This window comes from Pseudomonas sp. NPDC089392 (genome assembly GCF_044749595.1).
In the GTDB taxonomy this organism is placed as follows: domain Bacteria; phylum Pseudomonadota; class Gammaproteobacteria; order Pseudomonadales; family Pseudomonadaceae; genus Aquipseudomonas.
The window spans coordinates 34,739-60,510 of sequence record NZ_JBIVIF010000009.1; the positions used below are offsets into that span (position 1 = coordinate 34,739).

Annotated in this window: 32 protein-coding genes; 1 reads left to right on the forward strand and 31 read right to left on the reverse strand. The window is 60.0% G+C overall.

The features are described from left to right. Positions 1–70: 70 nt before the first annotated feature. The 3 genes from ACIP1G_RS10830 to ACIP1G_RS10840 are packed head-to-tail and all read right to left on the reverse strand — an operon-like array spanning position 71 to position 1,336. On the reverse strand, positions 71–334 hold the full coding sequence (locus ACIP1G_RS10830) for a hypothetical protein (protein ID WP_400736452.1): 264 nt from the start codon (positions 332–334) through the stop codon (positions 71–73). 55 nt (positions 335–389) lie between these two features. Further along, the gene (locus tag ACIP1G_RS10835; RefSeq protein ID WP_400736454.1) at positions 390–890 is read right to left on the reverse strand and encodes a DUF2514 domain-containing protein; all 501 of its coding nucleotides are present in this window, start codon (positions 888–890) and stop codon (positions 390–392) included. After that, a complete protein-coding gene (locus ACIP1G_RS10840) occupies positions 887–1,336 on the reverse strand; it encodes a structural protein P5 (protein WP_400736456.1) in 450 nt (149 codons plus the stop codon). Before ACIP1G_RS10840 ends, ACIP1G_RS10835 begins: the two co-directional genes overlap by 4 nt. Before the next feature lie 181 nt (positions 1,337–1,517). Here ACIP1G_RS10840 and ACIP1G_RS10845 point away from each other — a divergent pair, with 181 nt between their 5' ends. After that, positions 1,518–2,321 carry a DUF1796 family putative cysteine peptidase gene (locus ACIP1G_RS10845; protein ID WP_400736458.1) on the forward strand — a complete coding sequence of 268 codons (804 nt, stop codon included), beginning with the start codon at positions 1,518–1,520 and terminating at the stop codon, positions 2,319–2,321. Positions 2,322–2,387: 66 nt separating this feature from the next. Here ACIP1G_RS10845 and ACIP1G_RS10850 read toward each other — a convergent pair whose 3' ends face one another. The 28 genes from ACIP1G_RS10850 to ACIP1G_RS10985 all read right to left on the reverse strand — a co-directional run bounded on the left by ACIP1G_RS10850 (position 2,388) and on the right by ACIP1G_RS10985 (position 25,622). Next, complete coding sequence (locus tag ACIP1G_RS10850; RefSeq protein ID WP_400736460.1) at positions 2,388–3,128, reverse strand: hypothetical protein; 741 nt, start codon at positions 3,126–3,128, stop codon at positions 2,388–2,390. Positions 3,129–3,137: 9 nt separating this feature from the next. Then, positions 3,138–4,937, reverse strand: coding sequence for a hypothetical protein (locus ACIP1G_RS10855; protein ID WP_400736462.1), 1,800 nt, complete (start codon positions 4,935–4,937; stop codon positions 3,138–3,140). 55 nt (positions 4,938–4,992) lie between these two features. Next, on the reverse strand, positions 4,993–8,046 hold the full coding sequence (locus ACIP1G_RS10860; RefSeq protein ID WP_400736464.1) for a host specificity factor TipJ family phage tail protein: 3,054 nt from the start codon (positions 8,044–8,046) through the stop codon (positions 4,993–4,995). Next, on the reverse strand, positions 8,024–8,419 hold the full coding sequence (locus tag ACIP1G_RS10865; RefSeq protein WP_400736466.1) for a hypothetical protein: 396 nt from the start codon (positions 8,417–8,419) through the stop codon (positions 8,024–8,026). Before ACIP1G_RS10865 ends, ACIP1G_RS10860 begins: the two co-directional genes overlap by 23 nt. Before the next feature lie 2 nt (positions 8,420–8,421). Next, positions 8,422–8,901 carry a DUF1833 family protein gene (locus ACIP1G_RS10870; RefSeq protein WP_400736468.1) on the reverse strand — a complete coding sequence of 160 codons (480 nt, stop codon included), beginning with the start codon at positions 8,899–8,901 and terminating at the stop codon, positions 8,422–8,424. Next, the gene (locus ACIP1G_RS10875; protein ID WP_400736469.1) at positions 8,898–9,368 is read right to left on the reverse strand and encodes a transposase; all 471 of its coding nucleotides are present in this window, start codon (positions 9,366–9,368) and stop codon (positions 8,898–8,900) included. The genes ACIP1G_RS10870 and ACIP1G_RS10875 overlap by 4 nt, the downstream gene beginning before the upstream one ends. A 183-nt stretch (positions 9,369–9,551) precedes the next feature. Then, on the reverse strand, positions 9,552–12,740 hold the full coding sequence (locus ACIP1G_RS10880; protein ID WP_400736471.1) for a phage tail length tape measure family protein: 3,189 nt from the start codon (positions 12,738–12,740) through the stop codon (positions 9,552–9,554). A 57-nt stretch (positions 12,741–12,797) separates the two neighbouring features. Beyond that, a complete protein-coding gene (locus ACIP1G_RS10885) occupies positions 12,798–13,256 on the reverse strand; it encodes a hypothetical protein (RefSeq protein WP_400736472.1) in 459 nt (152 codons plus the stop codon). 50 nt (positions 13,257–13,306) lie between these two features. Further along, a complete protein-coding gene (locus ACIP1G_RS10890) occupies positions 13,307–13,546 on the reverse strand; it encodes a hypothetical protein (RefSeq protein ID WP_400736474.1) in 240 nt (79 codons plus the stop codon). Between the two features lie 74 nt (positions 13,547–13,620). After that, positions 13,621–14,034, reverse strand: coding sequence for a hypothetical protein (locus ACIP1G_RS10895; RefSeq protein ID WP_400736476.1), 414 nt, complete (start codon positions 14,032–14,034; stop codon positions 13,621–13,623). A gap of 82 nt (positions 14,035–14,116) precedes the next feature. Then, complete coding sequence (locus ACIP1G_RS10900) at positions 14,117–15,277, reverse strand: phage tail tube protein (protein ID WP_400736478.1); 1,161 nt, start codon at positions 15,275–15,277, stop codon at positions 14,117–14,119. A 64-nt stretch (positions 15,278–15,341) separates the two neighbouring features. Continuing rightward, positions 15,342–15,764, reverse strand: coding sequence for a hypothetical protein (locus ACIP1G_RS10905; RefSeq protein ID WP_400736481.1), 423 nt, complete (start codon positions 15,762–15,764; stop codon positions 15,342–15,344). After that, complete coding sequence (locus ACIP1G_RS10910) at positions 15,761–16,138, reverse strand: HK97 gp10 family phage protein (RefSeq protein ID WP_400736484.1); 378 nt, start codon at positions 16,136–16,138, stop codon at positions 15,761–15,763. Before ACIP1G_RS10910 ends, ACIP1G_RS10905 begins: the two co-directional genes overlap by 4 nt. Then, positions 16,138–16,521: a glutamate 5-kinase gene (locus ACIP1G_RS10915; protein WP_400736486.1), complete on the reverse strand. Its 384-nt coding sequence runs from the start codon at positions 16,519–16,521 to the stop codon at positions 16,138–16,140. Before ACIP1G_RS10915 ends, ACIP1G_RS10910 begins: the two co-directional genes overlap by 1 nt. Position 16,522: 1 nt before the next feature. After that, positions 16,523–16,900: a hypothetical protein gene (locus ACIP1G_RS10920; RefSeq protein WP_400736489.1), complete on the reverse strand. Its 378-nt coding sequence runs from the start codon at positions 16,898–16,900 to the stop codon at positions 16,523–16,525. 3 nt (positions 16,901–16,903) lie between these two features. After that, positions 16,904–17,173: a hypothetical protein gene (locus ACIP1G_RS10925; RefSeq protein WP_400736492.1), complete on the reverse strand. Its 270-nt coding sequence runs from the start codon at positions 17,171–17,173 to the stop codon at positions 16,904–16,906. A gap of 42 nt (positions 17,174–17,215) precedes the next feature. Then, positions 17,216–18,184 carry a major capsid protein gene (locus tag ACIP1G_RS10930; RefSeq protein ID WP_400736495.1) on the reverse strand — a complete coding sequence of 323 codons (969 nt, stop codon included), beginning with the start codon at positions 18,182–18,184 and terminating at the stop codon, positions 17,216–17,218. A 13-nt stretch (positions 18,185–18,197) separates the two neighbouring features. After that, positions 18,198–18,944, reverse strand: a complete 747-nt coding sequence (locus ACIP1G_RS10935) for a DUF6651 domain-containing protein (RefSeq protein WP_400736497.1) — start codon at positions 18,942–18,944, stop codon at positions 18,198–18,200. A gap of 99 nt (positions 18,945–19,043) precedes the next feature. Continuing rightward, entirely contained in the window at positions 19,044–20,159 is a 1,116-nt protein-coding gene (locus ACIP1G_RS10940; RefSeq protein WP_400736500.1) for a hypothetical protein, read from the reverse strand. A gap of 1 nt (position 20,160) precedes the next feature. After that, entirely contained in the window at positions 20,161–21,549 is a 1,389-nt protein-coding gene (locus tag ACIP1G_RS10945; RefSeq protein WP_400736502.1) for a DUF4055 domain-containing protein, read from the reverse strand. 5 nt (positions 21,550–21,554) lie between these two features. After that, complete coding sequence (locus ACIP1G_RS10950) at positions 21,555–23,042, reverse strand: terminase (protein ID WP_400736504.1); 1,488 nt, start codon at positions 23,040–23,042, stop codon at positions 21,555–21,557. Positions 23,043–23,044: 2 nt separating this feature from the next. Beyond that, a complete protein-coding gene (locus tag ACIP1G_RS10955) occupies positions 23,045–23,638 on the reverse strand; it encodes a hypothetical protein (RefSeq protein ID WP_400736507.1) in 594 nt (197 codons plus the stop codon). Positions 23,639–23,922: 284 nt separating this feature from the next. Beyond that, positions 23,923–24,168, reverse strand: coding sequence for a hypothetical protein (locus ACIP1G_RS10960; RefSeq protein ID WP_400736509.1), 246 nt, complete (start codon positions 24,166–24,168; stop codon positions 23,923–23,925). Further along, a complete protein-coding gene (locus ACIP1G_RS10965) occupies positions 24,165–24,356 on the reverse strand; it encodes a hypothetical protein (RefSeq protein ID WP_400736510.1) in 192 nt (63 codons plus the stop codon). The genes ACIP1G_RS10960 and ACIP1G_RS10965 overlap by 4 nt, the downstream gene beginning before the upstream one ends. 48 nt (positions 24,357–24,404) lie before the next feature. After that, positions 24,405–24,668 (reverse strand): hypothetical protein, encoded by a 264-nt coding sequence (locus ACIP1G_RS10970; protein ID WP_400736513.1) that lies wholly within the window; start codon positions 24,666–24,668, stop codon positions 24,405–24,407. A 1-nt stretch (position 24,669) separates the two neighbouring features. Further along, entirely contained in the window at positions 24,670–24,993 is a 324-nt protein-coding gene (locus ACIP1G_RS10975) for a peptidase M48, Ste24p (RefSeq protein WP_100413161.1), read from the reverse strand. Positions 24,994–25,138: 145 nt separating this feature from the next. Next, complete coding sequence (locus ACIP1G_RS10980; protein WP_400736516.1) at positions 25,139–25,450, reverse strand: hypothetical protein; 312 nt, start codon at positions 25,448–25,450, stop codon at positions 25,139–25,141. Between the two features lies 1 nt (position 25,451). Next, positions 25,452–25,622: a hypothetical protein gene (locus ACIP1G_RS10985; RefSeq protein ID WP_157767133.1), complete on the reverse strand. Its 171-nt coding sequence runs from the start codon at positions 25,620–25,622 to the stop codon at positions 25,452–25,454. Positions 25,623–25,772 lie beyond the last annotated feature (150 nt).

A 25,772-nucleotide genomic window follows, 5' to 3' on the forward strand; every position in this document is an offset into this window, starting at 1 on the left:
GGATCGGCATAGATTCGACTGTTGCCGCCAGCGCGACTTCGCTACGCCTTACCATCGAATTTTCCAGAGGTCAGACAAATTCCAATGGAGTCCAAAGGGCACCTTTGCCAAGAGCTGTGTCGCAAGCGGCCCAGAACTCAATCAATGCTTTACGAGCTTCTTCCTGGGTGCTATACGGCCCTTTGGGTCGCGTTACTCCTGTGATTGTTGCCTCGACCTGGCATGTGAACGTACCAGTATCAATGTTCTTCAGCACACGACCAGCGGTAATTTCGTCGCTGTTGGTGAATCCATCAGCGCGAAGCTCCAAAACTACTTCCACTATGCTAACCATTACAGCCTCTCCATGTTTAGTAAGGCGCGCAATCTAACACATCTGACAACCACGATCAGCTTGGTGGCGTCAGCGCGCCATACTCACCCTCACAATGATATCCGGCTATTCGGGCTTGGTCATATGCTGCCGCCAGCTCTCGATTCGTATCAACAGACCTGTTGAGCAGTTCGGAGAGCACCATGGCGGCGCGGGTGGCTGCCTGGCCTCGGGCGAGAGCGGCGCTATCCGCGCCGGGGCAACTGACGTCGGAGGCGAGCTTTCTCGCTTCGTCGCGCAACCGCTGACCAGCAGAATTGGCCCCAGCAGCGCCAGCATGAGCAGATCTTTGTTCTTCCTTTGCATGAGCTCTTGACTCTTCCTGCGCCGCAGCGCGTCTTTGTTCCTCACGGCGGGCTGACCGCTCGCTGATCAGTTCGGCCAAACGATCGCCACTATCTCGCAAAGCTGACAACTTAACCGCTTGAGCTAGCTCCAATGATCGACCGTGTTCGTATGCCAACCAATGGCTCGCCAGCAGTACCGTTCCTACCGAAGCAACTGCCAGGGGGCTCATGACGAAAGGGCCCGCCGGACACCCTCGTCTATCACTTTAGCGTCGTACGGATTGCTTCCGTTCTCATGGACGATGATGCCCACAACTGCCTCGCGCAGGACTTTCTGCTTGGTAATGTCGATGCAGTCACGTATGCCCACGCCGAGCCGTTTGGCGATGGCTTGGGCGTAGGACTGGGTGTCGTTCTCGTTGGACGGTGCCCAGCGGCTTATAAACTCCAGTGGCGTATCAATGCCGGGACGACCAACGCCGGGCATACCGTCCTTTCCTCTGTAGTTGAGCAGCAGCTTACCCAATGCGCGGATTCCGTTTTCGGCTTGGTCGAAGCGAGCGAAGCGCGGTTTGGCGGCATCTACCTCCAATCCCAGCTGGCCCTGCCAGCGATTACGTGGGTTAAATTCAATGTTTCCAGGGTTATTGTTGCGAATTCCTCGGGAAGGAATCATAAATTTTCTCCAAAAAAGGCCACATGGCAGGCAGAAATGTGTGGGGGCTATCGTTTTTCACGCAGCAACCAGGTAAGCCATCCCAAAGGCTGGCAATCGGAACGGCCTATGAGGCAAAATGCGGGCAGCTATGACCGCCTTAAGATGTCGATCTCAATTAGTCACTTGCAAGGAAAACAGGATGCTATATGTAAGTCTGGGAGCATGGTGCCAAGTGGCTCAACAGCTCAAAAATCATGCAAAAGAAAGCTTTGTCTCTAGCGCATTTGACTGGACCGTTTCCTCTCTGAAGTCAGTTCCTCGCATTATTGACACCGATGGAGATAATTTTTGCGAAGGTTTGACTCTGAGCAAGCCTTCCAACTCTTTGACATGCGATACGTACGGAATTCTGTATCACCACGAATTCAAAAGAGACGAAAATAATGAGTCATTTTGGACTGACGAAGTTCGTGATGACGCAAAGAGCAAGCTAACGCACAAGCATAAGTCCATGTCTGCTCGCATTAGATCAACTGATCAATGCGTAACCTTTGTCCGTTTTGGCGGACATGCGGAACCGCTCGTTGCATGGCCATATTCAAAAGATCACGCTGAGGTGGCCGCGGATGAACTTAACGCTGTAGCTGCAAGCATAGAGAAACAGTTTCCAGACCTTGCTTTTCGCATTCTATTCGTTACCTGTCCTACAGCCCATTTTTTCAAAGTTGACGAGAACAAGCTAGACCCTCGTATCTGGAATGTCGAAATGCGTCATCGCCATGGTATTGACTGGTCTGGCTCCAGCGATGATTGGGCTGAAGTGATCGCGAGGATACCTAAGACGTTTGAAAAATTGTCCGCCGACAGCCCTCGCAAAGAATCCCCTTTTACGGACATTGAAGATCATTTCGACATGCTAGACATTTTCACCAAGGCACAGATCGAAGCCGTTAACAGGATTGTAGACAAGAAAGTTCAAGCCACTTTAAAAGAAAACGGATAAGCGCCACCAAAAACTGAAGTCATTGTTCAATTAAAGCGGGCGCCTAAGCTGGCGCCCATTACCAAACTATACGCTAACGCCCAATCTTGACATTCGCTTCCTCATGGAAGCAGCGACAAGCGCTACTTCTTCATCATTTAAATAAACAGAAAAAATTGCAACATGACTAATGTCCGACTCACCTGTGAAGGTAGTGGCATATGTCCCTCCGATTCTCAGTGGTACGGACGCAAGTAATCTGCTCGTAGCCAGCGGCTGGTTGCCTTTTACGTTAGTAGTTAAATTCCAGGCCTGCGTCCCCCCAGCGACACTTGTCCTTAAGCATCGAATTCCCCAATTAGCGGCCACGTCTGCTATTTGCGCAGACGCACTCGTCGAGCCATCGCCAGCAGAATTTAGGCGATTAGCTTGCCCGGTTAGTGTCGAATCAGTGATGTGGTAGAGCTCTACGCCGCCCGATAGCCCATTAGACGAACCTCCGTAGTTACCAACATAAGGCACAGCCGTAGAGGTTCCGGTACCACCAAGTGGACCGGACGCCTTGCCAACGACAATAATTGTGAGATCCGGAGTTTCTGCGATTGCTGTCTCAAGGTAGTTTGACCCACCTTTGAAACGAGCATGAGTGCTGAAAACGACAGGCGCGCCAGTCACCTTGGCATTTGATTTTCCTAAGGCTCGATTGAACCCGACCCTCTCAATGGCAGTGTCGAAACAGAACCAACCTTCGAGTCCGCGCGAGACAGGTGGAATAACCTTGGTGTACCAGGGTGCCAAGGCACCTGGAGAAACAAGTTTGATACCCATACAAATTCCTTAAATTAATCCTAGGTAGGAGGCAGTGATGTAAGGAGCGATACTGCTAAAAAGTCTCTGCCGGTTAGCTTGACCGGGATGTGTGGCGTCGGAAATCTGAACTACGGAAAAACCAGTTACTTGGTCAATTGTCCCTGCGGTCGTCTGATACCCGACCTCAGGATCGGAAAAAGCCCAAGAAGGAACGACTATTGTGTTGGGATTGCCAATGCCCTTATGCAGAGCCATCACCGCCCGAATGAGTGGGATGTACTTATTCGTCCAGTCGGAATTTCTTGCTGTGTGGTATGGTAATCCAGGAAGAAAGCGAATGATCTTTGCACTTGGCCATGCGGCTCTCATGCGCAAAAACATCAAACCTTCGTTGTCGTTAACGTAACTCTGGATCGCACTGACTCCGGACAACTTGCCAAAATCGTTCATGCCGAGACCATAAACAATCACGTCGGGCGTCTGCAGGTTGAATCTCGATTGGTAAAACGCGAAGTCCAAGACATACCCATTTCGCACGATTGACGGATCATCGTTGGAGGTTGCAGGTCGAATGAATGGGTTCCGGTTCCGACGCTCGATCTTCGAGAGGGCCAGATACTCAGACTCACTACCTACAGGAACAGGGATAGTGATCTCAGTTATTGTTGCGTACGTGAAGTTGGCTGTTTCATACGCCTCTCTTGCCTCGCCGAGCGGCCCCGTTTCGTTGTAGGCCTGATTTTCTACACCAGAACCTCCAATGGTGCCTATCCAGTTTGAGTCCCGCCCATTTTTTTGAATGGCAGCCTTCATTATCTGAGCGCCTTGGCGATTGCTGATGCTGTCACCAATCAGAAGCACTTTCGGTGAAATGCCTACATCAGATGCCACTGGCAGGTCAACCATCTGCAAGTCAAGAAGATGTTGATAGACGCCGTTCAATGGGTCTCGCAGTTTCAGCCTTGCAGATGATCCATAGTCCGAGCACTGAACAATAAGATCCGAGCTCGATGTCATCGAAGCTGGTGTGGTAGTGCTCCATATTGAAGCTACTACTCCGCTTGCGAGATCCCGGTTCGATATCAAGCTAGGCACGTTGATATGCACTGGAACGCCAGCAGAGGTCACTAGTTTAGGTGAAAAGTAAGCGCCATCAGCAAGCGGTGAGCCGGGCGTTGATTGAGATACAGGTGCCTCGCCTGGATCCGAGAGGTCCTTGAGAATATTGTCTTCTGAATCGACAACATAGAATCCTGGGAGTGAGGTTGTGCCAATAGACAGAGGCCCCAAAGACAGATAATCCTCACCCGCGTGAATGACCGCACCACCCTCAGTATCGTAAATGCCCGACTCGATAGCATGTGTAATTGCATCAACAGACGGTGTGCGGGTTCGCTGTGGAGTAATAACCAGGAACTCTCCGCCCTCCTCATCAGCCAGAGCCAGCGCGGCCTCTTCAGAAGCTACGAGCAAGGGTGATTGGCCCTGCATGAGATCAGTGACCTGATCTATAGCGGTCTTATTGGGGTAGGTATCAAGAAATACTGCCTCTCCACCGGAATTACGGTAGGCATTGACGTACTCGTCCTGGGCGCTAGACAACACGCTGAAGTTCGTGCCGTCTACAGTGCCTTCCAAGCCAAGCGCGACGGAGGTATAGGGCATCGCGCCGCCCAGCAGAGTTGCCAGGTTGGCCATTACCATAGCGTTGGTCGGCCTCCATACTCCAGGCGACACTTCCATCATCTTCACTTCTGGGGACAGCAGTAGCTCGTTCGTCGTCCCGACAATCCGGTCCAGCTCCTGAATGGTCTGTTGGCCGCTCATCAAATCTTCCTCAATAAAAAGCCCGCACTAGGCGGGCTTGGTAACTGCTTCGGCGTCATGCCGGCGGGAACTGGTCGTCGTAGGTGTAAACGCGGGCGTCGTAGGGCATGCCCTTCATCGCCGTGTTGCCGTTGGCTGGGTCGGAACTGGTGATCAGCACCGGATAGGCCCATCGCGACGCAGGCCCGAACAGGATGTGCGGCGGCTCCAGCGAGCCATCCACCTCTGGGGTGAAGTCGAGTGCATCGACCCGCACCGTGTACTGATCCACCTGAGTGGCAGTCCACGGCCCGGACAGAGTGCCGTCCAGCTTGCGCACGCCGATCCGGTGTTCACCGCCGGCGCTGAAGTCGAGCGGCTCGGAAGAAGTCAGCAGAGTTCCCGACCCAGTAACCTCGAAGGCCAGCAGAATCGCGCTCTGGCACCGTTTGGGCGCGTCATCCGCAACGGCCGCGAAGCTCAGGTAGCCGCTGTTGCTTCCGTCCATCTCGGTTTCCCAGGTGTAGATGTCGGTCCGGAACTTCTGGTGGCCACGCCGGCGCATACCGAATCGCCAGGCCCTGGTCTCGTCGCTGAACCCGGGCATCTTGATCTTCTCGACCTTGGTGCCAAGATCGCCCGGCCACCGGCACTCGATCGTCTCCCAGGCCCATGTCTCGCGGGAAAAGTACTCCACATCCACGCCGTCGAAGTCGTTGATCGACGGCATGGCGCCGCTGATCTTCAGCATCTTGGTCATGTTCTGCGGCGAGTAGGTCTGCGTCTTCGGGCCGTAGGTCACGTCGAACGCGGCACGGGCACTGTCTCGAACCGGGCGCAGCAGGCCCCGGAAGGTCACCAGCTCGCCGAACCCGCAGGCCAGCGCGTTGTTGATCATGTCCTTGACCGTGATCGTCGATTCCAGCGTTTCGTCGTAGGTGTCGCCGCGGGCCACACAGGTGTTATGGAAGGCCTGCCACTCAGGCAGATCCAGGTCATCATCGGTGTAACCGCGCTGCTTCAGCTGGTAGATGCACCAAGGCACGATGTCGCGGCTCGGCCCGGTACCGCCCTCCATCAGCGGCAGGATGCGGGTTGCCTCGGCGCTGATATCGCTCTCCGACTGAGCAGACAGTCGGTCACCGCCACGGATGTTGCAGGTCATAACTGTCAGGCCCGGGTAGCTGGTAGGCGAGTTCTGCATCCGCCCGCGCAGGTCCGTCCAGGTGGCATCGTCTCTGGCCTCGCTGTTGATCCGGCCAGCACGATCCTTGTACAGCTTGCGGGCCCTTGCCTCGGCACGCATCGGGTACGGCAAAGCAACCCGCTCAGTGAAGCCCTGCGCGTCCAGAGAGCCGCCGTAGTTCATGACCTCAACCACCGTCCAGGCGCCGGCCACATCCATGTCACGGTACTCGAAGGCGTAATAGGTTGGGATCGGGTAAATTTGCCCTTCCCGCCCTATGCCGCAGAGGCCGTTCGCATAGGTGATGGTCCATTCCAGCTCGGTGACCTTCTCGTTGTCCGGGCAGCAGGCGAACGGGCCACGGTAGCCGCCCTGCAGGTTCGAAGCGTCCAGCGTCACCAAGCCGTTCACGGACTGCATGACATTGAAGCCAGGCCAATCAGCGTCCGTAGCTCCGGACGAGGTCAGGCGCTCAACCTCGAGCAGGCTCGTGCTGAAGGCCGTGATCCGGTACCGCAGTCCGCGCGGGCCGATGGTGGCAAGGCCCTGGCCAAGCGCCAGGCCCACCACAGGCGATCCACCGTCGTAGTCCAGCGTCATTTCCGCTGGCTGCTCGGGAATGGCGCTGGTCGCTGCCGTGCCGGTTGCCCCAACAGGCGACGATCCCAGGATGGTGGATGCGCCGGTCGCCGTGATGGCCTGGCCGGAAAATGGGGTCAGCTCAATGAAGCGCAACAGACCGCTGCTCTGCTGCGCCTGGAATGGCGTACCGCTGAGCAGGGTATTCAGCTCAGACACCAGGCCGGCGAGGTCGGTTGTGGCCGTGTTCAGGGTCACTGGGTAGGTGGACGCGCCACGTACCAGGCTAAAGCTCAGCGGCGTGACGTTGAAGTCGTACCGGCTGGGCGCGGCCGAACCGGTAAGCGTCGACGCGGTGCCGGGGTTGGCCGGCACGCCAGGGCTGTATGGCGTGTAGCTGTGCACCACATACAGGCCTGCGTTCGCCCCGACCACCTCTATGAGCATGCCCGCCGTTGGGTTCAGCATTTCCAGCGGGCCACGGATGATGTCCCGCCCGGCGCCGCCGTCGATCACCGTGTAGGTGTACGGCGCGAGCACGCGAACGATGATCCCGTTCGACCAGTCAGCAGGGAACTGGCCGGAGCCGGCCGGCACGCTGATCGTATCGCCAACGAACTGATACGCCGAAGCCGTGGCCGACCCGGTGAGGTCGGTGGCCATGGTCAGCTCAAGGCCTGCCGAGCCGCTGGAGCTCGCCCCGACCTCGGGCACGTTGAACCAGTTGATGTGGGCCGGATCGCCTGACAAGTCAGCGCCTGGCGGGTAAATCGTGAACGTCGCGTCGGCGCCCAGGGAAATGAGCGGGGTTTCGCCCACCTTGACCTTAGCCAGCGGCACGTCGTATTGCCCCTCGCCGATGTAGAGCAGCATTTCCACGCGCTGGTCACGCGGCGCGACATGCGCCCGGCGGGGCTGGGTCAGGTACGACGGATAGACCCGTTGGTGGCCGGCGATCTGGCGCACAGGCTCGCCCAGCTTGACCTTGTTGCCCTTGGCACTGGCCTCGGTCAAAGGGTCGCCCTGCTGAGAGCCGGCGCTGGACGGCATGCCGGGCATCTTCGGCATCATCGCCTTCGCCACCGCCTTGACGCCCTTGAACAGCGCGAAGGTGATGGAGAAAGGGTCGGTACCCTTCGGCTCGCGGTAGATCTGCAGCAGGTCGGCCGGCTTGAACTTCACCTTGTGCCACAGGTGCTGCTCGATCACCTCATCATTGAGGACAATGCTGATTGGCGGGCTTTCCCGGCGCTCGTAGGACGGAGCCAGCGACTTCAGCCATTCCTCGATCGACATGCGGCGGTCGGTCTTCCAGGTGCCGAGCGGCGCCGTGTCGCTCAGCTTATTCGGGAAAAATTCGATCACGGTAGTACACCACCTTCGGATGAGCGGCTTCGAACTCGCCAGTTGTTCGGAGGCAGGCGCCGCCGGGGTTTGTGTCCAGGACCTTTAGCCGGCCCTCGCTCAGGAGGACCGTGCCGACATGCAGGAGCGCAGTTCCGCGCAGCACCGCGGCAATGGCTCCAGGCTCTGGAGTGCACTCCTCCATTGCCTCGCGGAGGCTGCGGTAGGCCTTGGTGTTTTCGCGGATCTTGTCCTTTCCAACCGCTCCCAAGGACGGGAGCCATGGCAGGCCGAACAGGTCGTGGCGGATCGCCCGGCACATCCCCCAGCAATCGAAGGCAATAGGCCCCCTTGCACCCTCGCGATACGGGGCGCGCATGAATTTTTCGATCATGGTTAGAGGTACTTGAGGCCAGGTGCCAAGGTGGTGGTCAGCACGGTGCGCAGACCGTTGGTGTTGAGCAGGTCGAAGAAGCCGGCGGTGAGCTTGGCGACATCACCGTCATACTCCCGGCTGAGCAGCGTCATGCGGTACCGCTCCTGCGGAAAAGACAGATCCTCGGCCAGGTAGCGCCGGAAGGTGATGATGAAGCGCTCGTCCGCCGCCTTGGCTTCCTCTACGACCTCCTGCACCTCGCCAGTCACGTTGTCCAGGCCCAGTACCAGGTTCTGGAACGCGCTGTTGTCGTTCTTGGGCAGGGCCAGGTCCATCGCCATCGCGATGAAGGTGAGCGTGCGGCCGTCCTCGGTGGTGCACACCCGGTCCTCCCAGCCAGAGCAGCAGCAGTGGGAGACCGTGCCGCCCTCCTTCCTCGCCTCGATCGTGTCGACCAGCTCCCCGCGCCCAGAGGCGTAGCACTCTTCGATCAGGCTCATCCGAAGTACTCCGTGTTCCACTTCTCAAGGACGGATTGAAGGCCGCCGTTGAACTGGTCGAGCGGCATGCCCAGGTAGGCGCCGAGATACTGATCCTCGGAGTAGACCGGGCGCTTCTTGAACTCCAAGCGAGCAGAGAACCTCCAGCGCTTGATCTGAGCCAGCTCGCCGCCGGTGTACATGCCTTTGAAGTGCACCAGGTGCACCTGCATACCCAGCGGGGTCTGAAGTGGCATCTCGAACCACTCGACGCCGAGGCTCAGAGCCCAGGTATGCCACCCCTCGAAGAGGGCGGCTTCTTCCTGGCTGAAGTTGAATGTGAACTGAGCGGAGGTCGGCGGATTACTGGTTACTTTCCGGTACCGCGACCGCCCGGTAACCATCGGCGTAGCCCGCATCGGATCAACCGTGCTCAGGCCATACCCCTCCTGCAGAGGAAGTGGCAATTCTGCCGGGTATTGAATCATTGCCATTCCTCAGCTGAGGTTCGTTTTAGGTGAGAGGGCTGAGGCCCAGCGCTTCCTCGATGCGGGCGAGCCGCCTTTGCAGGAGCTGCTCTTTCTCATCGAGTGGCGCCGTTGCATCTGGTTCGGAGGCCGACTGCGGGGTCTCGTCCGCCTGGGTTTCGCTTGTACTCATCGCCTACCTCTCTAACCTCCAGAACGGCGAGCGCCATATGCGCCCTCATAAGCGTCCACCACGTGGCCATATCCAGAAGCGAACTGGCCGGCAACCTCTTCAACGGCGGCCTTGACGATGACGTCGATGTCTCCGTTCGAGCGCTGTCGGGTTTCGACCTGGCTGTTGGTGTAGTTGTGGATGTTGATGTTCTGCTGGATCCCAGTCGCACTGGCGGCTCCGGCCTGTCCCTGGGATCCGCCGGCCATGCGCGCCGAAGTGATCGGCGTGACGTTTCCTGTGCGCAGCCCCTCAACCGCAGCCACGCCGCCGAAGCGCCGGATATCAGCCTGAGACCAGACCACTTCGCCTTTGTGGACGATGCCGGCCGGGTCATTGACGCCGCCCGGGCCGGTGTAGCCGCCAGTGGAGAAGCCGACACCGTTGATTGCTGCTACGTTGGCAAGACCGGCTGTGATAGCAGCGGCTGCAGCCGCAAAACCAAGAGCCGGTCCGACGATCGGGATCGCAGCAAGCGCGGCATAGGAGTCGGTTGCCGACTTGTAGGTGCTGATTGTCGTCTGGGCGATAGCCGCAGCCTTGCCGATAGCTCCAAGACGACTGTTGCCAGAACGACTCAGTACGGCCATATTCCCGAAGAAGTCAGCGCTTGCACTCATGATTGCGGCGTTTTTCGCTTTCTCGATCTGCTCGCGCCCGGCCTGCGCCTGCCTGTCGATGTTCTCGACACGCTCCGCGTAGGTCTCTTCGTTGATGGCCTTCAGGTCCAGGTAGGCTCTTTGCTTCTCAAGCTCAGTAGCTCGCCACGCATCAAGAGCGGCCTGCTGATCATTAAGCCGGTCTATCTCGCTGTAGGCGCCGCCGACAGAAGCATCAATCCCGGTTGTGGTTGGCGCCTTACTGACGCCTTCCACCGTGCCAGGTTTCTGGGCGGCCTTGAGGTTGATGTCGCGAATCTTGATCAGCGTTTCCAGGCGCTTGGCTGCCTCGACATTGCCTTGGCGTTCGTACTCCGCCAGTTGCGCGGCGTCTTCCAGGCTGGACTTGAGCTGATTGGCTTCGCGCAGCTGACCGGTCATGGTCAGCAGCTTGACCTGATCCTCATTGGCCTGCTTGATGCCCTTCTGAATCTCGGCTTCTCGCTCCAGTGCGGCGTTGCGCTTGAGCTGAGCGGTGATCAAGTCCTGATTGGCCAGCAGCGATTTCTGATCGGCAGTCAGGGTTTGCTTGCTCTTGATGTCGGCGAGCTGCTGCTCCCACTTGACCAAGGCCTGCGCCTGGGCGCCGATACGCTGGACGGCAATTCCCTGACCGTTAACCGATGCCAACTGTTGGGTCAGCACGGCATTGGTTTGCCGAGCCGCATCCAGCATCTTGGTTCCGGCGTCTTCGGTGTACGCCTTCGGCTTGGCGGCCTGGGGATCGGCGTATTGCTTTGCTGCCGCGTCCTTCAGCTGCTTGATTTGATCATCCGAGTACGACTGGCCGCGACGACTGGCCGACTTGACCTGCTCATCGATCTCAGCGTAACGCGCTTTCAGCTTTTCAGCGTTCGACGCCGAATTTTTCAGCGCCTCGCTAAGCTTCCCTTGGTTTGCAATGGATTCCTTATCCAGTCGAAGCAACTCTGCCTTGGCTGCGGCCCGGCGATCATCTTCAGCCTTTTGGACATACAGATCGGTGATTGCCGACTGCGCCCCGCTCTCGCCAGCTCCAAGCTCACCAAGATTCGGGTTGTCGTCGAAGATTGTAGGCGTCTTGGCATTGCGAACTCTATTCAGTCGATCCTCAAGCTTGACCAGCTTCTGCTCGAAGGTGTCTTCCCGACCAATGTCCAGGACCGCATCCCACGCGCCCTTAGCTGCTGACTTCACGCCATCCCATGCCGACTCAACAAGCCCGAGCTTGCTTTTGATGGTGTCGGCCCGCGAACTGACAGCCTCGGCATAAGCTTTCTCGGCAAGGTTTCCAGCGCCCTGCTGATCGCCCTGCTTCGCCAGCGCCTCAATTTGCGCGTAAGTGGATGCAGTCAGGTAGCCGAGCTGATCATTTAGCTCTGCCGAGGCCTTCACCGGGTCTTTCGCCAGCTTCTCGAAGTCCGCCACGGTTTTGCTGGCGGCCTTTCCGGTGGCATCTTCCATCTTGAGCGCCGCTGTCGCGATCATCTCGAAAGAGGACGCGGGTATTTTTGACGAGCCGGCCAGCTGAGCCAGCACCACCGATGCTGCGCCGATAGTTCCTACAGACCGACTGACGTTCTCAGCCATGGAGCCAAGGGCGCCTGCGCTGGTGCCCGCCGCATTGCCAGTCAAAATCAGGGCTTGTCGGTAGGCGTCAGCCTCTTTGGAGCCTTGATAGTAAGCAAGGCCGAGCGTGCCAGCTGCCGCGGCTGCGACGGTGAACGGATTAACCAGCCCGAGGACGTATCCGCCCAGCGCCTTGGCTGCCGGGACAGCGCCGCCGAACATATCTTTCAGCTGACCGCCCTGCTGTAGGAAGACGGTAAGCGGCGCCTGCCCGCCCTGGAGCGACACGGCGATGTCGGTGAATTGGGCGGGAACGCCGCGCAGGGCTGCCGCCGTCTGCTTGGCCGACATCCCAGTCTTGTTTAGATCAGTGGTTACGCCGGATAGGCCAGTCGAGACCTGCTTGCTCCGCCGACTGATCGACTCGAACACCGGAGAGCCGGTGCCATTCCAGGCGCCCAGGCCCTTCATGCCGTTAGACAGGTGAGTGAATTTCTGCCCCGTCTCCAGAAAGACCTTGCCCGACTCCTTCGTCGTGGCGTTCAGCGACTCAAGCCAGGCCTCGGCCTCCTTGGTTGCCTTCAGCGAGCTGATGAAAGAGCCGTTCTTAATCGAGTTGCCGAGCGAGAACATGCCCGCCTCAAGCGCCGAGGTGCCGCCGTACAGGTCGCGGAACGACTTTGTGGCAGCATCTGAGGCCGACACCTGCTCCTTGATGGCGGCCGTGGTCTTTTTAGACGACGACTCGATGCCTGATGCTCCAGCTGATACAGACTTGGCCGCACCGTCTGCACTCTTGCCCATCGACTCCATGCCAGCGCCAGCCTTTTCCATCGCCGGCTTGATGCTCAGCCCTGCATCTTCCAGCGCCTCCAGCGCCTTTTGGACGTCGACCGCCTTCTGCTCAGCGTTGCGGCTATCGATCTCGATGGACAGGCGCGAGGTCTGGTTCATTGCGTTTCTCCGGGCAATAAAAAACCCGCCGGAGCGGGTCTTGTGTATCTGATTCGATTAGATGCCGGCAGTGATCTGCTCCATGAGCAGCGCCTCCAGGTTGCCGCGAGATACGCACGTCAGATCCATGTTCTGCGACACCTCGCCCGGGCGGTAGTCCCCGGCAATGGATGCCCTAACCACGTAACGGCCCTGATAGGCAATTACGCCCATGGTCACCTTGGTTGAGGTTCTGTTGTCGAGCAGGTAGTCAAGCCCAAGGGTCTTGCCGCAGTCTGCGTCCCGAGGGGTCAGCTTGACTTGCTTTGGAGCTGTCGAGATTACGCCGGCCGCATCGTCGAAGCTCGTGATCTGGTATCCATCAGCAACCAGGGCGCGCTTGGCAGCCATCAGGACCTGCTCTTTGCTGGCCGTCGTGTTGCTGACTGCGTTGACGCTTTGAATGGTTGGCGCTTGATATGTGGCTGCGCAGCCACTGATAAATACTGCCGCGGCAATCGCGATCCCAATACGCATAGGTTTCTCCCTGAATGAGGCCGTCACTTTAGCATCACCTGGGCCTCTCCTTAGTCATCTTTCTCTGCCAGGCACAGCGCATCGAGGGTATAGACCACCTCGTCTATCTCGCTGCGCGGCATTGCCGGAGGGTGCGCCTCCAGCCAGTCGGAGATTTCGCGAGCTGACAAGGGTAGCGGGAATGCTCCGGCCATCGTGGTCAGGAATCGCCGGCCGCGAGTGATGTTGCGGAACGTGCTTAGCAGGTAGGCAGTGACAGGATCGTTTTCCGGCTCATCCGGCACGGCCATGCCCAGGCGCTGGTAAATTACCTGGCGCTTTTCGCCCCCGCCGCCCCACTCCTTTTCCCACTCGAACCGGGCGACTACTTTCCCACCGTCTCCGCCATGGCTTCTTGCGCCTCCAGGGTCGATGCGGAGGCTTCGCGCAGCACGAACAGGAAGAAATCCAGGTGGGTATCGAGCATCTGTTCGCCGGCCTGTGGACTGTAGGCCAGCGGGTTGCCGTCCTCGTCCTGAACGCCAGACCAGTCCTTGACGATGAACTGGCTCAGTAGCTTGCACTGGGTCTGGTGCTCGGTGGTCTCACCAGGAACGATACCCACCACGCCGGCGGAAAACTGGGCATCTGCGTTGCGCAGCTTGCGCCGCTCGCGCTCCAGGGCGACCGCGTACTGCGGGTTGTCGATGCGCGCCAGGCGCACCTTGGTGTCGGCGTCGTAATCGACCCACTTGGTTTCCGAGGTGTTCTGCTCGTTCTTGGTCAGTCGCAATGCCATGCTTGAATTCCTTACGCCACGCCAAAACAAAGGACCGCACCGGTTGGCGTTGAGCCGATGCGGCCAAAAGACTGATGCGGTGTTACGACACGGTGATGGTCGAGGTGCCGAGCTTGGTACCGTCCCATTTGCTGGTCGCGGTGATGGTTGCCGAGCCAGAGGCCACGCCGGTGACCAGGCCGGTGCTGCTGACCGTCGCCTTGCTTGGCGCAGAGCTGGTCCAGATAACCTCCTGCGGGGCGCCAGCCGGCGACACGGTGGCGGTGAGCTGCTGGGTGCCTGCCACGGCGATGGTTGCGGTAGGTGGAGCCACAGCCACACTGGTCGGCGCCACATAAGGCGCGCGGGTGATAGTCGGAGCTACCTTGGACACGGTGTAGTTCAGGGTGACTTCGATCAGGTCACGCTTGCCACCACTCGGCAGCTCTCCATCCACTTCCAGCGACGGGAAGTCCAGGGTGTAGCGGTTTCCTTCGCTGTCGGTGATCGGGAAGGCCACCGCGACGGTGCCCCGGGTGAAGCTGTTCTTCCAGATCTGCCAGGCGCGCTGCGACCAGGCCAGGGTGATGCTGCCGGTGACGGCGGCTTCGGTGGCAATCTGCGCACCGGGACCGAGTTTGTCGGTGCCGATGCAGCGCTGCGCTTGCAGGCCGTTGTCGAGGTTGACGGTAAGTGCTGAGACGCAGGCCACGCCTTCCAGCGACTGACCATCGACTGTCAGGGTGCCGACGTTGATGTTCGACATGAACGGGGTGGTGGTCGGCGGGTTGACGGTGGCGACGGTGTTGGTGTCGCCATCGGCGTAGTCCAAACCGGCCATGGTGAAAGTGGCTGTCACCTTGCCATCGGACGGAACATCCAGCGCGAAGGTAGAGACGTGCATGCCCTTGAACAGGGTGTACACGCCGACATCCGCGAAGTTCTTGGCAATGGTGAAGGTGCGCCGGGTGTCGCCTACGGTCAGCACGTTGGCAGCCCAAGTTCCGTAGAAGGCCGCTTCCAGCAGCTTGTCGAAGCTGCCATAGGACAGCTCGCCCACCAGGTCGCCAGCGATCTCGACGCCAGTGGCCACCGAGCCCTGACTGATGCGCGATTCGGTGATCTCGTCGCTGACCTGAGTGCTGACGGTCGGCGACAGGGTGTTGCTGGTCAGGCGCAGGGTGTCCCACGCGCCAGTGAGGGGTGTTACGCCCGGAGTGACTTCCGGGATCAAGTACGATGTTTGCCGGGCGCCGCTACTCATGTGCGTCTCCTGTTTGCAGGCATAAAAAAGCCCGCACTCGGCGGGCAGATGGGGTGGCTCATGGTCAGCCGGCGCGGAACCGGGTGTTCACGTTGATCTGGTAGAAGCCTTCGAACTCGCCGGCGTCGACCTGGCTGGTTTCGATGCACTCCAGCTCGCCGCTGCTCCAGTAGGCGAAGTGCGCTTCCAAGGCGTCTGCCAACTGGTTCAGGCCGCTGATGCCGGTCTGTGCGCGGGCGAAGCACTGCACGGTGATGATCCCGGGCTTGCGGGTGTACGGCTGATCGGCCATGCCGGCCATAAAGGCGGTGGCGTGGCCGATGCTCAGCCGGCACCACAGGCCGGTCGCCGGCGGCTTGAAGGCGCCCGAGGTGTCGAGGTTCTGCGCTGGGACCTGGGCGTTCGGGTAGAAGACCCGGTCTTGCGCGATGCCGGTGAAGGTCCTCATGCGGCTGACGATGCCCAGCCTGATCTGCTCGTAGGTCATGTGAAGGCCGCCGCTACGCTGGTGAAGGCCAGGCCATAGACGCCATTGGGCGCCTGCTTGGAGTGGCCGTTTTCAAGCCTTTCGGCATAGGGCAGGTTGTTCTGCAAGTAGATCACCGTGTACGGCTTCAGCCCTTGCAGCACTGTCTGTCCGGCTGCCTGGGTGGCTCCGCCGCTCTTGTCTAGGTTCGGGCTGTCGGTCAGCACGGGCGCACCGATGCTCACCGTGTGGTTGCCACGAAAACGCCCGGTATCAACCGGTGAACGCTGGATCACCTCGCCCAGCAGAGCCATGGCGATGATGCGCGCCTGCTTAACTAGGTCGCTCTCGATCTGATCGATAAACGCCGTCGGCGGGATGCTCCATCCGGGCATTAGGATTTCCTCAGCTGGACTTCGATATGCGCCTGCGCCGGATCGGCCTGGACGCTCTCGACGCGGTAGGTCACCTGCTCGCCCGTCACCAGGTCCGGTGCGGCGATCTGGTGGCCGACCATGGGGGCGCCGGTCACTTCATTGGCCAGGGCGATCAGTTTCACGTCGCCAACCTTGATGTTCACGTTGTCGATGCGCCTGCTGTCGTAGCCGGCCAGGACCCCTCGCCCGGCGTAGGTCACGGGCTGGGCGGTGCTGGTTTCGGTTACCGGGTCCCACTCACCTTCGCCCATGTAGGAGCCGGAGAAGGCATTGACCGCGTCCGCCAGCTTGCCGTCGAAGGCCTTGCCGAGCTTGGCTTGGATCTTGTCGCGCAGTCCCATATCAGCCCCTCACCATCGGGATGGCGTTTGTGCTGGTCATCCACGGATAGAGCAGCGCCAGGGCGAAGTTCTCGCCAGCAGACAGCGCGGTTGAGCCTTGCACGTAGGTTTCGCTCACGGATACGCCTGAGCCAGCCGATACCGTCTCGCTCACCGTTTCGCGCTCGCTTGCCTTGTACAGATCGCCAGTCGAGGCGACCTTTGCCACTTGAGCACCGGCCTGTTTGATCTCGGCCGGCACCGGATCGGGCACCGGGCGCTTAATCTTGCTGGTCAGCCAGGCATTGGCCTGCATCACAGAAAGGACCGGATCACCGGCCCCGGCCCAGCCCGACCCCAGCAGTGCGTCCACGTCGGCAACAGTGATGAAGTCGGTCATGGGTTATTCCTGGGCGGACTTGTCGAGCAACTCAGCGAGCGCAGGCCGTTCAGCCCCTACGTCGAATTGGATGCCTTTCTCGATCAGCTTTGCCTTGATCTCGTCGACCTTCAGGCCCTTGGACGGTTTATCGCCGCGAGCCTTGATCGGCTCAGGGTGCTCGTAGTCATCCGGCGCGAACTTGGCGTCGATGATCTTGTAGCCCTTCTGGCGCAGCTCAGCCTTGCGCTCAGCAGTGACCGGGTGTTTCTCGTAAACGACTTTCTCGCTCATGGCGATCTCCTTGGGAATGCGCCCCGGAGGGCGCGCTACCGGTTATTTGGTGGCGTCACCGATGGTCATAACGCCAGCCGAGGCCTTGATGCTGTTCGCGACCAGATCCCAGTTGGTGCCCGTGGCCAGCTCGGCGCTGGTTGGCGACTTGCCGCCGTTGGCGGTGTCCCAGGTGTAACCCTTGAGGCTCATGCCGAAGGTGTAGTCGGCCTGCATGGTGGTCTCGATGCGCTCCTTGCCGTTGGAGGTCTCGATGTTGGTGATCAGGTCGGAACCATCCATCACCATTGCAGCGCCGTCAGCCAGGCTCAGCACCTTCTGCTTGTTCGGGGTGCCGGCCTCATACAGCGCCGCGGCGTCAGTGATAATCACGGCCTTGCCCAGGATGTCGACCACCTGCACACCGCTGAAGGTGAACAGCTTCTCGGCGTTGACCAGGTTCTGGCCGATCAGCTTGTGGTACATGGCGCCGGTCATTACCTGCGCAATGAGACGCTGCGACGCATCACCGAACAGCGCGTGAGCGTTGTTGATGGCGACGTAGTTCACCCCAGCAGTGGCGGAAACATCGTTGGTGGCGGATGGCTGGTTGCCGATAGCGGCGACCAGGGCGGCGATGGCAGTGTTCAGCTGGTCCGCCATGATGGCCTCGGACAGGTTGCGGCTGATCACTTCCAGCGCTTCTTCCGGGTTCTTCTGCACCCAGGACAGCTGCGACGGCTCCCACAGGATCGGGCCGAAGCCGCCGGCGATCTTCACCGAGTCGTACTGCTTCTGGGTCAGCGGTGTTGCAGCCTGCGCGCCGTTGGCGGCATAGCGGTCAACACGGCGCTGAGCGCTATGCAGGCCAGCCCAGAACGACTCTTGCAGGAAGTCGCCGTCGATGCCTTGAGTGGTCAGGCGGATGGAGCCAGCGGAGGCGGCGTTGAACTTCTCAACGTCCTGCGCCAGGGTTTCGATGGTGGTTTTCTTGAGGTATTCGTTGAATACCTTCATGTTGGACAGAGACATAGGCGCTCCTAGATTAGGTGTTCGCGGTCATCGCTTTGATGGCCGCGACGCGATCTGCTTTGCTGCCGCCAAAGTTGCCCTTGGCGCCGGAATTGCCGCCACCACCGTTCTGAGCGCCGCCGCCATTGGCGTCGGAGCTTTTCAGGATGTGGTCGCGGTGGGGGTACTGAGAAACAAGGGTCTCAAGCGCTTCATCGAAGCCGGCCAGCTCGCCCGGGCGGGAGCGGCTGAAGATCTTCTGGCCCTGGGCGTCATAGGCGACGACCTTGCCCTCTTCGATCTTCAGGTTGCGGCCGAACGTGGCTTGCACCATGTCTGCCGGCACCGCCAGCTTGTCAGCGATGAACTTGGAGCGGGCGAAGTTGCCGCCGATCATCTCGGCGTACAGCTGCTGCTCAAAGGTCGTTGCCTTGCCGTTGGCTTCGTCCAGCTGGGTTTGGAAGGCCTTGCTGATTTCGCCCTTCACCTTCTCGATCTCACCCGCATCCACGAGTCTCTTGGCGTCGAGATTGGCGACGGTTTCCAGCGCCTTGCGTGCTGCACCAGCGTCGTCGATGCCTTCGAACGCCTTGGCGATCTTCTCGGCATTCTCGGCGCGCTCGCGGTGGCTCTTGGCCTCAGCGTTCAGGCGGGTGATGGTGTTGCGCGTGCCTACCGCGTCGAAAGCGACTTCTTTGCCGTCGTCCTCGATGTAGACCGGCTTACCATCCTGGATCTCAGCGTACTGCTTGCCATCCACTTCAACTGTCTTGATCTTCATTGCTTCTCCTTGCAGGCCATCCGGCCCGGTGCGCCCCGCTCATCCGAACAGACAGGCAGAAAAAAGCCCCGGCGATTGCCGAGGCTGATGATTTGGTGATTACAGGCCGGCGCGACTGAAGGCAGCGGCGTCACGCTCGCGCAATTGCTCAAGCGTCAGGTACTTCGACTTGTCGTTGTAGAACGAATCGATGCTCATGCCGCCATCGCGGAACAGCTTGCCGCGGGTCGGGCCAAGAACTTCGTCCTGCCGGGCAGCGCTCTGCCCCTTCAGCCACTCGCCGTAGCTGATGGATTGCGGGACCTGGCCGTCCATGCTGGCTCGGGTGCTTTCGGGGAGGCCCTTGGCCAGGCGCAGCGCTTCGTATTCCTTGATGATCGGCACCGATGTGCTACGGCAATTCCAATGGATGCGGCCAGGGCCCAAACCCCATGGCACCTGATGACCGACCGGGGCGTGGCCGTCGTCATTCTCATAGACGAGGCGGTCGCGCAGTCGGCACGGCGCCGAAGTCCGGCTGTCGAGGGTGCTCAGCCAGCGCACCTCGCCGACAATGTCGGCGTTTTCCTTGTAGAACTTGTCGCGGGCGCCCTGGGCGATGTGGCTGATGGCCGTGCGGGTCATCGACTCTATGTCCTGCCGGCTGCGCTCCAGAAGGCCGTCCTTGTATCCCTCGGCCTTGACGCCCATCACGCGGCGCACGATCTGGTCGGTGGCTTGCCCCTCGACCATGCCGATACGAATGCCGTCGCGGATCTTGGCGGCTCTGCTGGCCTCCAGGTCGCTGGTCCATTCCTTGAGCAAGCGCCCCTGGAATGGCCGGGCAAGGGCGATCTCGCGCACCTGCCTGGCGTTGACCGTGGCCAGGTCGACCTGCACTAGCACCTGCTCGGGAATCACCTTGGTGAACAAGGCACCCTGATAGGCGACTTCATACTTGCCGATCTCGACCACGGACGCGGCCATGGCCTCGAAGATGACCGAGTAGATTTCTTTGTTCAGCGCCATGACCGAGGCCAGCACGGTGTTCATGTGCTTGGCGGTGTACGACTCAGCCCCCAGGCGCTCGACGGCGGCGATCAGCTGAGCCCGCAGGTCAGAATCGACACTGTTGAGCAGCTTGATGATCTTGTGCGCCTCGGCGTTGCTCAGGTGCTGCAGGTCGACCGCATGGCTGATCGCGGCCGCCTGTAGCTGCTCGTTGACCGTTGGCATATCAGATGGCTCCTAATGCCGGGCCTTGCTCCTCGATGCGCGCCTTCTCGGCTTCCCAGTCCAGCTCGTCACTGATGACGCCCCGGCGCTGCATTTCCGAGTACAAGGTCTCGTCGCTGATCTTGCCCGAGTTGGCCATGCTGATCAGGTTCGGCAGCGATACCTCGGGGGCGAAGTCCGAGTCGAAGTTGCCGCGCATCTCGACGTGCCCGCCCTCCGGCTGGCCTTGATAGTCGGCGATGATTTTCAGCAGCTGCGCCAGGCAGTCGGCAAAGTGGCCAGCCAGACGCGCCAGCGGGGACAGCTCCTGCGCCGCCTCTTCGTTGGCCTGCGCCGCTGTCTTGGTCTGCTGCTTGTCTTTCTGCAGCAGCTTGGCCCCCGCCATGCGCATGTCTTCGACCAGGTCGTTGAGCGAGTCGCGGCCGGCGGTGATCGCCGCCCCGGTGTGCTCGACGTACTTGGCATCGCCATCCTTCGGCATCCGGGTCGCGCTGGCCGAGCTGATCGTCAGCTGGAACTCTTCGTTGTCGGTGAACACGAACAGCAGCGGCACCCGGGCGACGTGCAGCAGGTTGTCTTGGTCGCTCTGCGACTGCCAGTGCTTGACGTTCAGGTGCGCCAGCTCCAGCAGTGGCGGCTTTGCCGTCAGCGGGCCGGTGCGGCCGGTGTAGAACGTCACCAGGGGGATGTAGCTCAGGCTGGTGGAGCCCTCATCGAACAGCTCCCATGCCCCGCCCGTTGACCTTCCGGTGCTCTGCGGCGCGCGGTAGGTTCGCCAATGGCCTGGCTCCAGCACGCGGACTTGATCCACGCACTTGACGCCAAACTCGCCATCCTGCTCTTCCACCGTTTCCAGGTAGCGGAACTGGATCAGGCGAGCGCCTTCGTAGCGCCAGCCCAGCACCTGACCGGGCTTGATGATCACCGCATAGGGGCGAACCCCTGCGCCCTCTTCTTCGGCCTTGGTCTTGTACAGCTTGTTGCCTTCGGCGTCCCGGGTGGGTTGGTGCTCGATTAGCGCGTGGCACAGGCCTTTCGCCAATGCCTCGCGGAACCACTCGACCGACCACGAGTTCAGGTCGTTGCCGCCCAGGTCGATGTCAGTGCAAAGGGCCTTGATCTGCTCCGGCACGTCCTCGCCCAGCTGTAACGGCTCGGCAAATACGCGGGAAGTGTTGTTGCTCACCGTCTCGGCGTAGGCCGGGAGCAGCGTGGACAGCTTCAGGCGCTCGGCGTAGGTGTCGTCCTTCTCGGCCGGGTACTGAGGCAGCAAGGCCGTTTTGGCTGCTCGCATGGCCTGAGTGCCACCCATCAGCGGGTCGACAATAGCCCAGTGCTCGCGCATGCGGTCGACTGCCGGTAGCGTGATGGCAGGGTTGTCGTTGCTCATACGGGTCAGATTCTCAGGTCTTGGGTTTGGGTTGGCGTCGGCTTGCGCTTGGTCATGGCAACCGCGAAGTAGCGGAAGGCGTCAGCGCCGTGCGACGTGTTGTCGTGCAGCGGGCGATCCTTCCAGCAGCCGCGCTTGTCGTCCCATTCCTTTCGGTAGTTCTCCAGGTGGGTGACGCCTTCGTCGCACTTGGCTTCATCGAACGCGCATAGCGGCAGGATCTCCCGCGCCGCCTCAATGCCATCGTCTACGCCGATCTTGGGCACCACCTGGAACTTCAGGCTGTACTTCACCCCGTCGATCTCGTAGCCGTCTTTGGCGATGTCCTTGCGGGTCTTGGCGTCGCTGCCGAACTCGCGATTCTCGATGTCGTGCGGCCCCCAGTGCTCGCTGTACGTGTAGCCGCGGTCCTTGAGCACCTTCATGTAGTGCCGCAGGCCTTCGCCGCTGTTCTCGTAGTAGTCGATGACGTGGTACTCGGTGCCGACCTTGCGAACGAACCAGATGGCCGTCGAGTCGCCGATACCGATATCCCAGATGGTCATCACTGGGAGGTGCGAATTGTCCGGCAGCTTGCCGATACGCCCAGCGGCGTACAGACGGGTGAACTGCTGCGCGTAGTAGGCGCCTTCGACCGACTGCTGGAACGCCTCGACCGGAATCGACGGGTATTCCCGCTTCATGTCGTCGCCGAGGGTCTTTTCCTTGGCGGTGTACCAGGCGCGCTGGCCGGGGTTGGTGACGATGCCGTGCTTGGCGGCCAGGTCGTCGAAGTAGCGGGTCAGACGGTCAGGGATGACCACTTCGGTCGGGTCGAGCCAGTACAGCGGGTTACGCCACCAGCTGAAGAAGAAAAACTTCCAGTCCAGCAGGCCCAGGGGTACGCCGGAGAGCTGCTGCTTCTCGGCAGACTGGCTGTAGTCGAAGAAGTACCCGGCCCGGCCCTCAGCCGTTGATTCGATGGTGACGAAGCAGTCAGCAGCCACGGCCTCGAACGCACCAGTTACGATCTCCCGCGCCTTGTGCGGGAACTTGGCGCAGATCTTCCCGAACTCGGAAACGTGCAGGTAGCGCAGCGTGCCGCCCCGAAAGGAGGTGGACACGTACAGCGATCCGCCCTTGCTGAACACCAGCTCTCCCGCAGCGTCGTTGCGCGCCGGGTTTGCCGCCTTGATCTCCTTGGGCAGGTGATCGTAGGCGTACTTCACCTTCTCCCGGAACAGGCGCTTGGCGTCATTCAGGGTGTGGGCGATCAGGGCGCACTTGGCGGCCTCAAACAGCGCGGCGTCGAGCTGGACGATGCAAACCAGCGTGGTGAAGCCCAACTGCCGGGCCTTGAGGATGATGTTGCGGGTGTGCATCCCCTGGAAGTAGTCGACCTGCTCCTGCGTCATGCGGAAGCGGACCTTCTTGCCCTGCTTGTCGGTGATGAAGTAGAGATTGTTGAGGCGGAAGAACCGATCCCGGAGCAGTTTCATGTGCTCGGGCTTCATGGTCAGGCATCCTTCGATAGTTCATCCATCAGCTGCGACAGCTCGTCGGCGTCTTTCGACTGCTCCTTGTCGTCCAGGCCGAATGCGGTGCGCTCAAGCACCTGCAGGTTCTTCATGGCCGAGGACAGCTGGAAAAGGGTTTTGGCGTTACTTGGCAGGGCAACTGCGGCGAGCATCGAGCTACGGCGGAAGCCGCTCTCGTCATCGGCGGTCTCACGCTCGATCTCGTCCTCGATGTCCTCGCGGCGCTTGATGGTGGTGAGCAAGTCATCCATCAGCAGGTTCGCAAGGTTCGCGGCTTTGCGAATATCGCGGCGGTGGCTGCGAACAACCGTCGCGCCCTCTTCTGCCGCCTCCTCGATGATCTCGGCGTCCCGCTCAGGGTTCGCGCATTGGTCTTCGCGAACCTCGCCGCGAACCAGCTTGTTGCGAACCTCTTTGCGGACCTGTTCAGAAAGGTCCCGCTCCCAGCCCAGGGCCTTTGCCTTTTTCCGGATCGCGGTGTCGCTCACCCCGTTGCGGTCAGCGATGGTACGGATGGAAAGCGCCCCGGCCCGGAAGGCTCGCTCGATCGCCTCCCAGTCGGGTTGCTTCATGTCGTTCTCTCTTGATTGATCTATTTCAGCCCCTCGGGAGCTACATAGCTACGCTTTTACTTTCGTCAATATCGACAGTTTGAAATCTCTCGAGTGACCGCGTGTTCCATCATCCCACTCACACCTTGCTCGCGGCGCGGGGTCAATTGGATGGCCCGGCCGATTGATCTCCACGACCCGCATTCGATACTCAACACCTGGAGCCTCAACCCAATCGCCAACTTTAAGTTCCGTCACACTAAACCCTCCGTTTCATGGAAGTCTTATAGGTGGCGGCGAATGGATCAGCTTTCAAGCAGGACGTTGATGAGCCTCTGCTCCGCCAAGCGGAACATGGCCAGAGATTGCAGATCGTCAGCCACCGGGCCGAAGGCGAACAGCTCTACCTGTCCGGATGGATCGCGCATAGCCATTACACCGATACTGCACACCGGCAGTTCTCCGCTATCCATCTGGTCAGCGATCTTGCGCAGGGTCTTGGAAGCATCGCGCCAGTCCTCACGCTTGAACTCAAGAACCTTAACGGTCATTCGATCACCATCTGATGAGTTTGTGCGTGGGCATGACCATGCAGCAGGCCGACCAGCAGCCCCTGGGGAAGGCCGGCTGCCTTGGCGGCATCAATCGCTTTCACCAGGGCGGCATCGAACTCGGCCACCGCATGGACGATATCCAGGCTTACCGGCAGCTCATGCCGAATTCGTGTGACGTTGCTCACGGCTACTCCCGCGCCACGAAACGGCGCACCTTGATTTTGTGGCGCGGATTACGTGAATGCGTGACCGCGACGAGCCCAGGCATAGGCAACCACCCCGGCGTGGAGCATTGCGCCGAATGGGTTAACCCAATGCCCTTGTAGAGCGGTGATGAATGCGCCGAACCCGCCAATGGCCACCAGGTAGAAGGCGATGCTCAGCAGCGGCTGATCGGCGGGGCGAACCTTGCGCAGGTAATCGCACGCGGCAACCACCACCAACACGCAGAGGAACACGTCCAGGGCCGTCAGCGCTGAAACCAGGATGTTGTTCATATCAGGCACCTCGCGCCGTGACGAACGACCCCATGGCAGCTTTGATTGCCGGGATGATGTTCATGGCGGTGAGACCCAGTACGAAGGCGACCCCGCACAGCAGGTCATCGGTGACCGCAAGCTCAAGCTTGGGGGCGAGCCAGGCGGTGACGGGCTGGGTCAGGTAGACCGAGAAGCCGAATCCAGTTGCGACCGCAGTAGCCGCCTGGAAACGGGTCAGATCCTTCAGGAAGCCAAGAGAGAGGATCGAGCCGATGAATGCAGCCATCACCACCCCGTACTTGCCCAGCACTACGCTGGCGGCAGTGCTTGTTGGTTCGGCCATAGGGGTGTCCTTGGAATAAAGGGCCCGGGGAATCCCTATTGATGGACCGGGCAAGCGTGCGGAGCAGCACATAACGAAAAAGCCCCGGCAAATGCCAGGGCTCTGAAACTTGAATCAGCTGAATAGTTAGAAGGGGTCTCACCTGCTAGGCATCGCCAACAGGGGAGCGGGCTCTGCGCCTCAGGTCTTTAGGAGCCAATACATCTCCGGCCACTGAAAATATACCTACCCCGCCGGCCAGGGCCATGGACCCTTTGGTCGTCATTGCAAGCTCAAGGAAATCAGGGCTGAAGGCCGACGAGACCAAAACCGCAAAAGGAACAATCGTTGCACCATTAAGGAATGCTACTACGCACTCATCCTTCTTAACGCTGAAGCCCTGCATCAGGTACCGAAGAACCACCGCAACGAAGCCAACAACAACGGTCCAGGCATCCAGCCCTAAGTCGAGTGGCATTTCAGATGATGGCCACGAACTTCAGAGCTGCGACGGTGCCACCCGCACCGATAAGAGAGGCAACACCGGCCGCTCCAAAGGACGAAGTGTCGAAACCGAGTAGACCGGCGATAGCTACGCCAACGATCGCGCCGGAAAACACCAAGCGTAACGTTCTGAAGTCCAGAGTCATGTCCCTCTCCTTGAGGCTGCCAGTTGCTAAAACGGGGCGCATTCTGCGTCACGTGTTTACGTTATGCAACGTTTCGACAGCCAAATCTAGAGGGAGATCCGTGCGATTTCGAGGGAAATCAGCGCTTTTTGAAAGGAGATTCGATGACAT